A 10,970-nucleotide genomic window follows, 5' to 3' on the forward strand; every position below is an offset into this window, starting at 1 on the left:
CTATTTTTCAGGATGTAAATTCAGATAATGCATGACATACGCAAAATATAGACCTGTATAGTTTTCGACGAGTTGAACAAATGATGGGTAAATTTCAATCAATCCATCTGCTCTTTCTTTGAGGTAACCAGTGTCTTGGGCAACTTTTATAATTTTGCTGACATGAATCCGTGACACAAAAAATTCTTTGGCCAGTGCATTCGATGAGTAATTAATGATAGCCCCTCGAGTGGTCATATTTTCTATGGCTTGCAAGTAAAGATAAAGCATAATCATTCGCCCTCCATCTTTTCCAATAAACACTCCGACTTCGGGTAGATTTTCTTTGAAGGTCACTCCGCGAAAAAGGTATTGAGCCGCTCGTCTGAAAAAGTCTTGTCGGGGCACTTCATCATCCAGTAAATCTACCGAGATATTATATTCGGGATAGAGCAAATTCAACGGCAAAAACGCGCCAGACATATATCTTTTAAGTTCATCAATTCCTTTTTGTGTTGGCATAATCAGGACTTTTCTTCTGTCTTCCGGGCTACGCCATGTTTTAATTCTGTTCGTCGTTTTCAATAGGGCAATTATTGCGATGACGCTATTAGGACTGGCTATTTTATATCTGGAACAAAGTTCTTTAATATCTGACACGCATGATGCTTGGTTGCCAAAAATAAAGCAGCACACTGAGAGTGCAATGTTTAACCTTGATTCTTGAAGCATTACTTTGTAGAACAAAGGTTGCTTCTTATAAAGTTTATCATTGATTTGATAATGTTCTCTTATGGCAGCCCTAAATTTAGGATTGTCTTTTATAATGTTTTTTCGATGAAGCAATGCCTCTGAAGGAGTTTTGGCTTTCATATGGCAGACCTATGTTTAATTATTTAAATAATGTTGATGTGTTGATGTGTTCAGATAGCTCGCCATCAATTTATTATACATTGGAAATAATAATATTACTTTTAATATCTAATCATATTATGAACGTAAGGTGATATTTGATAAGTTCACCACAAAGTTCAGAAGTCAAAGAATATCGTAGCCTGGCTTAAATGCATGCAGGAGGACTCAGACACTCTATTTTGATAATGTTCTCTAGCCTTTTCTTTGTTAATTTTTTTAACACAATATCGAGCTGTATACGAAGCCGATTCGAAAGAAAATCCTGCGCCAATGGAATGGCCATGTGGCGATAATTCCCTAAGAATATTGGATATGAACTGATAATGAAGGCGGGCTAATTTCGAGCCATATTCACCATAGCCTAAATAGCTGATTTTATGATTAAAGCATTTACGCAGTAGCTTAAAAAACAAAGTTAAGTTTGGGCGGTAAAGAGTTGGAAGGTCGTATTGTTTTGAGACCAGGTATTGTCTCTGAATGTATTTTGGCATTAATTCTTTTTCGAATCACCTTTATATTAGCTTTGAAGTTAATTCTGATTTTAAATATTACCATCCATTTATCACATAGATTGATTTCAACATTCTTTCAAATTATTTACAGCAATCCGTTAAGTATTCTTTATATCTTTTATGTCTGTAGTAATCATGAGCAGATAAAAATTCCTTATTCGCGACTTTGTAATAATTACTTGATATAGCAAACGTATTACTGGTCTAACCACGGTTGCGTGCATTATTTGAGAGTCAACTCTCGATATTTCATTCCATTCAAATTGATAGTCAATGTCACGCCATCTCTAAGTCTATGATTTAATTAAGGTATTATAATATCTGTTTTTCCATTTGCATTGATGACAACCTTTCTGAAAGTTGTCTTTATCTCTGCAAAGCATAATTAGAATATGTCGAATTTGAATCTTCAGTTTTAAAGGAATAATATTATACTTATATACATCTGAAAACTCTCCTCGTTGTCGCGTTTATTTGAATCAGTTTAATAAATTCTAGTGCGCGTCCGAGTCGTTTGTTGTCGACGATAGCGCCCTGGTCGATTTCTGAAAGGCGATCATAAGTGGAGTAGGGAAGAGCAGTGGCGTTGAGCCGGAGCTCTTTTCTCCCATCTGGATAGTGCCAGACTTCGATATATTTCCCGATGGTCCTTCGGCTTAGCTCAGAGTCTTCAATCAGGTACAGTACTTTGTCATATTGCACTGTCAGGGATTTTGAAACACGACGGGGTTCCCGCAACGTGAAAAATGCTGCCAGATCATCATCATTTTCAAGCGGCTATGGACATCGAAGTTGGGCACGTTCTACACGGCCTTTAGTAGAGCTTGTTTTCGCGCAGATAGTCTGGATAAGTGTGTGTGGCGGTATCAGCTTGGAACTGGCCTACATTCAAAAACAGCTAATGCCGAAGTGGGCAAAAGTTAAAGCACAAAAGAAGAAGCGTTCCAGTTTGCAGTAACCAGAATCACATCCAAGCTAATGCACAGGCTTGTACAATCCAAAATATGAAACAGGTTCTGATGATGTCTGTCAGGTAGATGAAGAAGCTACAAGCCAGCACGGACTCTCGAACGCAGTGAGAGTTTGGCCATAACGCTCCTCGGTCTGAACCAGAGGACGCAAGACAATCCAACTGTTATGCTAACTGAACTGAATTACTATGCACCAGTCTGGCTACAATTCTCGCCACCTGACATTAGTACGCATAATGTGTTGAACATGTTAAATGACTGCACGAAGTGCTGGCATTTAGCCTTCTGCAATGAGCCGCCAGACGTTGTCACTTGTTTTCTGGCACAGAAAATCACTGCAACAGCGGAATTACAGATACATCCTGAATGTTCGTTTCTTCTTATTAATAGATAGCATTGTGAAATGCCGGTTGTTTTATGACTATTTTATAGCATCATCAACAGGTTGTAGCAACACAGTTTATGTCGGGATTTCTGTTTTCCCACTGAAGTATAAGCCAGCGCAGGTAATAAACATAAACCTGTACATCACCATCAATCATGTAGCAATTACGCTGAATCTTTTTTGTGAGAGGCCAGAACAACACTGTGCCATAAGGAGTTTCACACAGGATTACTTTCATATTCCCGTCAAGAACAACTTCATAATGAATTTGATTGTTTTTTAATTCATCTTCAGCCTCCATTAATATCTCATCTCGAATTTTATTTATTTCATGATAATGCCCGGAAGGAATCTTCATGGCAACGCGTCGTAATCCAGCTTCCTTGGCATTTTCTTCTGTGCTGATAAATGCCACCGTGTCAGCAGAATAAATCCGGCGATGTGAGTAATCCTTATCGAGCTCATACTCTCCCGGATTATCCTTCCATTTGTTGTAGCCATGCAATTTTGGAAGGTCATTGCAGAAGTTCTGAAAGTTATGCCATCGCTCGCATACAGTGACACCTTTGTAGCCTTTAAAATACTGCTTCCCTTTGGTTGTCATGTAGCACCTTGCCAGCATGTTATGCCAGAGTATGAATGCTCTCGTTCTTTGGTGTGTTCGGGTGTTTTCAATAGTTGAATGACATCCATTACCAATATATCCGACGCCGTAATATTTTGGTGTCATCAGTAACTTTCGTCGTTCTTCCTCCGATGATGGAAAAGCTTCGTCTGATACAGAACCAGTTTTAATATGCGAGCCATAGGCTTCCTTGATGATGCCACTGTCTTTGAATTCCACGACATAATAGCCTCGCCTTGATTTATCATCAGAGCGGCCAAGAATGGCGCATTCTCCATTATGTCGGGTTCTGAATGTTGCGCCGGGGAACAATACGTCATGAGTATAATTTTGATGAAAGCAATTATTACGGATGCCTTTTTTGTAGCGGGGCATGATATTTCTCCTGCGTGATTTAACTGAAAGGGAAGGGAGTAAAAAGAATCGGGGCGGGTCCTTCTTTTTCGATTCACCTTCAGCCAGGCACTCATGCCGGAGAGATGGATTATATTTATGTAATCACTTCAAAAAAATAAAATATAAAATTTTTCAAACAATGAATTGTGACAGATGATAGTACAAACCGTCAGGCGCTCTGTGTGGCATCATTAATACGGCACATGCAAATGCGTCAGGTTGCAGCCGGATGCGCTCAGATGGCTGTACAGATGCAATAAACAGGGCGGAACAGGGGGGGGCCAGTGTGAGAGGGCGCATATGCCTGACAACTGCAGGGCTGTTTATTTATACAGTATCTGGTATTTTGCTTACATCGTGACCGCTGACTGCCTGTATGCGGTTTTGGGGTGATTTTGGCCTTAGTCATGGCTTTGCATTGCCACTGACTCTGGCGTTGCGCATGGTGCATTACAGGGAGCGCACTCAGGGTCAGGACTGCGCCGGAATCACCCGATAGGGTGGGTAAATAAAAAAATAAATATAACCGTTTTACAGGTTTAAATATCTGTGCTACCATCGCCAAATCGCCAACCGGGGTTAATTCTTTTATATATGTTCTGTTATTCTCTTATATAGACTTACTGTTTAATTGTTATTATCGGTTTTCTGTACTTATCTGCATCTGTCTTTGATGTTTCAATATTATCCCAATATTAAGCCCTCCGCAGGAGAGCCATGCGGCTTGAGCTGACAATAATAAGAACAGAAAAATAAGAATCCCCACAGAAGTGAGGACTCATCAGATAGCTATCAGTAATCTACTTTGTCAAAGTCTATCCTGAAGTTATCTCCCGCTGTATCCGCATTATGCATTTCCTTGCTGTTTCTTAATGCCCGCAACTCTTTAAGAATTTCCTTTTGAATATCAGCCTGAGTAAATAACACCGTTTTCAGTTCATAGTCCGTAATGCTTCTGACTACCCAGACAATACAGATAACAGTGATGATGATTTTCGCCGTATCGAAACTGATGAAAACATAACTCTGAATTATCGAATACCATATCGGGTTGTCAGTTCCGATTAGATAGAACCATGTCATCACGGTCAGAATTATGTTAATGGTGAGCGTCAACTTTGACAGGTATTTTGTTAAAAATGAAGAATTCATTTCCTTTCTTGCTTTCCTTATTAGTTTTTCACGTCAAGATTAATTATTGTTGATGCATTTTTCGAAGGTGAGGGGAGCCGAATGCCACTCAACCTATTAATGATGGATTCGCAGAATACAATGTCATTATCTTTCTGACTTGCATCAAATGCAGATATGCCACCATAACCGTCTGCGAATATCCTGGCATGACACACCGCATCATTAGCACCATCGATTCCGGAAATGGCTTTTGATAATGCATCCGTAATTATTTTAGTGTCATGCACTAATTCCTTCTTGCTTCGTCCATCCTGAGTGGCGAATGAGTATTCTTTCTTTACAGTTTCATCACAATATAATGCTGCACTTTCAGGTGAGTACATTCTCAATTCCAGCCAGCTTGAGCTTGCACTCGAACCGGCGCTATTCACCCATGTCATTAACATGCTTTCTTTTTTGACTACCCTGACGACGTACACATCCGTAGTATTCGGACCACCCGCTATGGTTGAGCAGATTTTATGAAACTCAATGCCTCTCTTCGTGAGTGATGAGGCAGGATTGAATGTACAATTCTCATTCAGATATCCACCACATTTTGATGGTGCCATTGATATATATTCAGGGCCGAACTTGGCTGGCATTGACGTTCCAAGGGAAACCTCCCAGCCTAATTCTTTTTTCCTTTTCTCCAGCACTGTTGATTTAACGCCCATAACATTGATGCGAGCAAATCCAGTGCGGAGTGACATTCCGGAAGCTGTTTGCGTAACACCGTCAGCCCAAACAATATCTGAGTTTGACTGCCAGTCCCACGACAAGCCGTGACCAGCATCCGGCATTGCTGAATAAACAAAATCACCCAACTCAGAACTGGGCTTTCCCGAAAGAGATTCGGGGGAAATATCTTCAGCGGATATAGCGTAAGGCGGGAGCGTCGCAACCATAACAGATAACAGTATTAATCGTTTCATTTGAATCAGTTCCTGAAGCGAACATTCAGAACACTCAACAAGCCCAGTGAAGGCCGCAAGACATTTCAATCGTTATGCGCAGCAGAGAGCACATACAACAACCAGACCAAGGATGACCATAAAGCGCTGGATTTTGTCTTATTTCACATTGGTGCGCATAATGTATATTATGTTAAATGCAATATCATAGACCGCACGTACTAGTGCCTGCGCCTGTTCCTTGTCTTGTCTCTCCCGGAACAACTTATTTTTGGGCAAGTCAGATAAACTCTGGATCAGTAATATTCAGTCTGATGGTTCGTAAACATCACCGTGGCTCCGTCTCTATAGTCATCATCATATGCGGTGATGATTGAACAAAGCCGGGCATTTCCATCGGGCTGGTAGCTACAACTCTGTTTTAACCAGACGGTTGTTCCCCTAACCTTCAACGATGATTCAAAATCGAGAAACTGCGGATTTCCTGCTGGATAAGAGATAATTTTGTCGGTGTGCTTTTGATAATCGCGAATGCGCACCGGAAACTGACCATAACGGTATTCGAACCTTTTACTCACATCGCCGGTTTCCTGGTTAGTCATTGTCTCCAGTAATCCACGTGAATTGTAACTCAGCAAGAATTTGCCACGGTCATTCTCTAGCGCAGTGATCTGACAATCCTGGTTGACCTTGCCAGTGATTTGCTGACCATTGCGTGAGGTCAGGTTGCCATTATTGTTTTCGATATGAAACTCATTTCCACTTATCTTATCGACCATATTTACACGAGTGAAACAACCATTACGGTCATACCAGACATCGGTCATGGCCTGTAACTCCCCTGCACTGTTTCTGATCCATTGCAGGCTGTGCTTGACCTTCCCGCTGCTCGGATCGTGACTAAATAACAGTGCGGCATTAAGCACTGCGGGATTGAATAACACCGGCGATGCCGCATATGCATTTATCGTCAGACAAAAGAACGTAGGGAATAGAAATTTTAATTTCATTGTTATCTGCTATGGAGGCTTAAGAAAGTGTGTTCACTCGTGCGTTTGTGATGGTTTAAAACCATGATGAATGTAGAAGTTTTCAACTTCATTAACAAGGGGTATGTATAGCAAATGTTATACATACCCAGCCCGAGATCATTACCTCACTTGCGACAAAAAACAGATGGTGAGCGGCTGGTATAAAAATGCCATGTGCTGTTATTGAGTCTTAATATGCTGAAATAAAAGGGTTCTTTTGGCTTGAGATAAAAATTAGGTAGCGTTCTTTCCAGCAATGGATGAATCGTTGTGCTGCCTGTGCTTGATGCTACATTTTCAGATTCAAGGAAATAATCGTCCTCTCTGCGGATGAAGTTGAACCAGACATTCTGATTCACTGCCAATATCTCCCCGTTATTATCGGTGATTTTTCCGCGTAAAATAGCAACGCCACGGGCGCCATTAAAAACGTATCTCACAGAAATATCACCACGAATATCGGGATACTCCATCATTAATTCCCCGGAACAATCGAAATTTGAGCGCTGCCAGTTCTGGAGCATTAACGTAGCGACGATCGTCATTACCATCGCTAAGATGATGCAAAGACTCCATTTTAAATTATGCTCCCACATTTCGGGACTCCGTGAAATAATAATATGTAATACAGTCATTATCCCGCCAATGGCTATATTGTTGTCGACAGGTTAATGCAGAGACCCGCGGAAAATGAGGATACATAGTTAGATAAATCCAGGGATGACTCTGACAGTCCAGCGCACTGGTGTGTATAAATTGATGATGCTGGTCAAACTTTAGTACATCCGGATTCGCGTACCAGTGACATCCCTTCCCTATACTCAGCGGTATATAACGGCTAAGCCGGGAATCAAATTGTGTTTGCCAGGTTGCGAATGAGGCTAAAAAGCAAATGAGCACACCTGCCAGAACCCACCAGAGCGTATGTTTGCGTGGCGATTTTGGTGTTGCTTCTGGCGTCGAGACTGGCGAGATTATTGGGCCGCAGAGAAGATCGTCCATCTCCTGCTCAAGCACCTGCAACTGTGGCTCAAGACGGATCCCTACTCTCGGTACGGTGACGATCAGTTCTTCATTCAGACCAAGCTCTTTAAAAGCGCGACGTAGCAATGAGATGTTCTGATAAAATGTATTATTAGTGACCTGAGCACCATTAATAAACCAGACATGTTCAAAGAAATAATCGCGTTCAATAACCTGGCCCTGCCGTTGTATTAATAATGATAAACAACGAGTTGCCGGGGTATTTAGCGTTAAACGTTTCGTCTCATCTGATTTGGCGTGTAATAAGTTACGCTCTGGCCAGAATACGACGGTACCGTTGAGCAAAAAAACTTTTGCCATCATGATCCCTGAATGTTATTTATTTGTCAATTTATTTGAAATTAGTTTATCCTGTGTTAATTCACGACACCTGAAAATCCCCAACGATTTCCTTCATCGTTAATCACCGTAAAGTTTATCTTATTATTCTTCATTTCCGCAGTGGCTAAATTAAAAATCGTGCGCCGGGAATGCGGTGAAACCACTATTCCACTTGTGGAATAGTCTCCTAATAATACATTAGCCAGAGTAATGTTCCATGAACTATCATTTACAGCGTAAATCTCCCCAGCTTCATAATGAAAGCTCAGAAGATTGATGGTTTTTTCAGTCAACACGCCTGTATTTTTCGGTCTCCATAGGACTTTAAGCTGATTTCTAAGCGCTAATCGCACTTTTTCACCAGCCTGAGCGACCTTCATCTCAGGCGGAATTTGATAAACATTAAGCCAGAATAATGATTCGCGATCGCCTGCGAGCCCGCTACCTGTCGTCATGATCCGCAGTTCTCGCTGTTCCCCTGGCTGAATTTTCAATACCGGCGGAAGCACAACAAAAGGTGCGTTCGTTTGGGATGGACCATTTTCGGGCGATCCGTCATCCACCCAACTTTGCACTACCACCGGATAATCACCATCGTTTACCAGCATCACCGTGCGCTGCGTTTCACCCTGGTTAAAAATCACGCGTGTCGTGCCGATATTAACCGCGGCCTGCGCGCTAAGGACAAACAGCCAGATGCTACTGAATACGCAATAAAACTTGTACATGTGACTGATAGCTCCCCGCCGTTAACGTATCCGCACCAAAACTCGCAAGACGTGCTTCGAAGGTTTCGCTGTAGTAATTCACACCATCCTGACTTCCATTTTGCTGTGTATTACTGCCAATAACCGGCATCCACCCACCTTCGGTGCCACTGCCTGCAGTTGTCACTGCCATAAAATTCACCGGATTACCTGCCCGGTAAACGCGTACACCAACACCTCTGGCACGTCCGGCGGCACCGTATTGCGTATCAAGCAACCAGGTTACCGTTTTGCCTGTGATCAAATTAAAGTTCCAGGCGCTATTGACGCTGCTTTCCGGCGCGAGCAGTCCCATCGCCACATTACTCTTTCCCTTTGCTATGCCCGAAACCACCGTTGATTCACAGGCAAAATCAATCTGGAATGGCGCAGAGGAATATTCCCCTCGTTTGAGCTGGGCCACGGAAATAACCGGCAGATGTACCACCGGAGTAAAGTCCGTCACCTGGCACATTGCCGCACGTTTAATTGTTATGCCGTTATTGTAAAGGCTTATAACCGATGGCCAGTCATAGGCCCAGCCCGCCCAGTTGCTGTTACGGTGAGGCTGCCCTATTTTAATACCCCAGGACGCTGTTCCTGGCCCCCGAAACACCACGTAAGCGTTGGGATTCACATAGCTGTCATAAGTCGCGGATTGCTGCTGATTATAGAAGTAACGAATATCCAGAGTTTTAATTAGCTCCGCGCTTATCGTCGAGAAGTTTTTCGCTTTAATCAGGAAATTACCATTGGTGTCGAGATCCAAATTTTCCAGTGGGCGTTGTTGCCAGCTGTCGGTAAAGATGCTGCCGGTTGCGTCATGGGTCAGGCGCAGAGCCACATTTTTCATCAATGTTAAATAAGCACCCGGTACATCCGTCGCTTCATGCCACCCGCCGTAGTAATCATCGCCGTTAGTTGACCAGGCTTCATACAGCTGTCCGCCGGTATCCGGGGTACAGCGGAAAAAGACCTGTTCCGGATCGTACCCTCCCCCCTTGTGCGCATAGGTCGTAAACGGGATACCACCGCTTGATGTCAGGATCGTACCTGCAGGCTGAAAACCTGAATTGCTGGTGATATCAACAGACTTACTCAGGCCCGGTAGCAGGCCGTTCCAGGCATCGTTTCCGCCGCCAGATCGCCAGTCATTGGCGATACCATCCGTCGCGGCACTCAGGCGGTACGATCCAAGAGCACTGTTACTTCCTGATTTGTACGGGTAAATGATAGGTTCGCATGCGGCCTGCACTCCAGAGGAAAGCAGAGCTAACAGCAGGATAAATAGTTTCATAACTGTCCTTTTTCCTTGCAGGCCTGAGTTAATGCAATCAGCGGTTCGGTGCGCTGTTGCTCGTTAAGTATCCATGGCAGCGAGCAATCACTGCCTTCGATTGTCAGTAGTCCCTGTTTACCTTCCACACGGGCATACACCTGATTTCCCTGAGCCACCATACCCACGATGCGTCCCCGATCATCGGTCACGGATGCTCCCACCGGGAGTGTCTCTTTGCCGTTCACAGTAATGAGTAGTGGGTAACCAGAAAGCGTCGCAAAACGCAGTTTTACTGCCGCTCCAGCCATTGGAGCGATACGACGCTGGCTCTCCTGTAGCTCAACATGGTTATCCATTTCGCTACTGTCGATAGTCACATTGTTATAGCGGTAAGGTGTTAACGACGGCACCAGTGCGTAACCGCCACGATTGACTATCGCTCCCTGTCCTCCACCGACTCTGGCACCTGCCGCTCCAGGCGCTTCCACCAAAGCAAAGGTGTCGCCCACCCACGGCCCTGCGACGACGCCATGGCGATGCACGACTACCGCACCACGTACGCCAGCAGTCCACTGCTGATAGTTCTGTGCCTGTGAAACACTGCCATTCAGCGTGCCGAATGCGGTATTTTTTTGTAGCGATCCGCTCCAGTCGGTCACAGCGCTGGACTCATCTTTAG

The 10,970-nt window shown here is 43.5% G+C and carries 11 protein-coding genes and 1 pseudogene; all 12 read right to left on the reverse strand.

What is annotated here, in order from left to right:
• Window positions 1–852 (reverse strand): MarR family transcriptional regulator, encoded by an 852-nt coding sequence (locus OH663_RS23555; protein WP_200013201.1) that lies wholly within the window; start codon window positions 850–852, stop codon window positions 1–3.
• Window positions 853–1,487: 635 nt separating this feature from the next.
• Window positions 1,488–1,592 carry a DUF7014 domain-containing protein gene (locus OH663_RS26180; RefSeq protein WP_413814484.1) on the reverse strand — a complete coding sequence of 35 codons (105 nt, stop codon included), beginning with the start codon at window positions 1,590–1,592 and terminating at the stop codon, window positions 1,488–1,490.
• A gap of 265 nt (window positions 1,593–1,857) precedes the next feature.
• Window positions 1,858–2,200, reverse strand: a pseudogene (locus OH663_RS23560) (ISNCY family transposase); the annotation flags it as partial.
• Window positions 2,201–2,814: 614 nt separating this feature from the next.
• A complete protein-coding gene (locus OH663_RS23565) occupies window positions 2,815–3,762 on the reverse strand; it encodes a hypothetical protein (protein WP_263525881.1) in 948 nt (315 codons plus the stop codon).
• Between the two features lie 813 nt (window positions 3,763–4,575).
• Window positions 4,576–4,935 carry a hypothetical protein gene (locus tag OH663_RS23570; RefSeq protein ID WP_248884464.1) on the reverse strand — a complete coding sequence of 120 codons (360 nt, stop codon included), beginning with the start codon at window positions 4,933–4,935 and terminating at the stop codon, window positions 4,576–4,578.
• Window positions 4,936–4,955: 20 nt separating this feature from the next.
• Window positions 4,956–5,891 carry a hypothetical protein gene (locus OH663_RS23575; RefSeq protein ID WP_072855034.1) on the reverse strand — a complete coding sequence of 312 codons (936 nt, stop codon included), beginning with the start codon at window positions 5,889–5,891 and terminating at the stop codon, window positions 4,956–4,958.
• Between the two features lie 275 nt (window positions 5,892–6,166).
• A complete protein-coding gene (locus OH663_RS23580; RefSeq protein ID WP_200013200.1) occupies window positions 6,167–6,880 on the reverse strand; it encodes a YnfC family lipoprotein in 714 nt (237 codons plus the stop codon).
• A 146-nt stretch (window positions 6,881–7,026) separates the two neighbouring features.
• Window positions 7,027–7,497, reverse strand: a complete 471-nt coding sequence (locus tag OH663_RS23585; protein WP_225760912.1) for a hypothetical protein — start codon at window positions 7,495–7,497, stop codon at window positions 7,027–7,029.
• On the reverse strand, window positions 7,484–8,248 hold the full coding sequence (locus OH663_RS23590) for a winged helix-turn-helix domain-containing protein (protein ID WP_233633575.1): 765 nt from the start codon (window positions 8,246–8,248) through the stop codon (window positions 7,484–7,486). Before OH663_RS23590 ends, OH663_RS23585 begins: the two co-directional genes overlap by 14 nt.
• A gap of 53 nt (window positions 8,249–8,301) precedes the next feature.
• The gene (locus OH663_RS23595; RefSeq protein WP_045442804.1) at window positions 8,302–8,994 is read right to left on the reverse strand and encodes a fimbrial biogenesis chaperone; all 693 of its coding nucleotides are present in this window, start codon (window positions 8,992–8,994) and stop codon (window positions 8,302–8,304) included.
• Entirely contained in the window at window positions 8,966–10,309 is a 1,344-nt protein-coding gene (locus OH663_RS23600) for a fimbrial protein (RefSeq protein WP_136345505.1), read from the reverse strand. The genes OH663_RS23595 and OH663_RS23600 overlap by 29 nt, the downstream gene beginning before the upstream one ends.
• The coding region (locus OH663_RS23605) for a fimbria/pilus outer membrane usher protein (protein WP_263525882.1) at window positions 10,306–10,970 on the reverse strand (665 nt) is incomplete at its 5' end. The genes OH663_RS23605 and OH663_RS23600, both read right to left, overlap by 4 nt.

The organism is Citrobacter sp. Marseille-Q5395 (genome assembly GCF_947057495.1).
Lineage (GTDB): Bacteria > Pseudomonadota > Gammaproteobacteria > Enterobacterales > Enterobacteriaceae > Citrobacter > Citrobacter murliniae.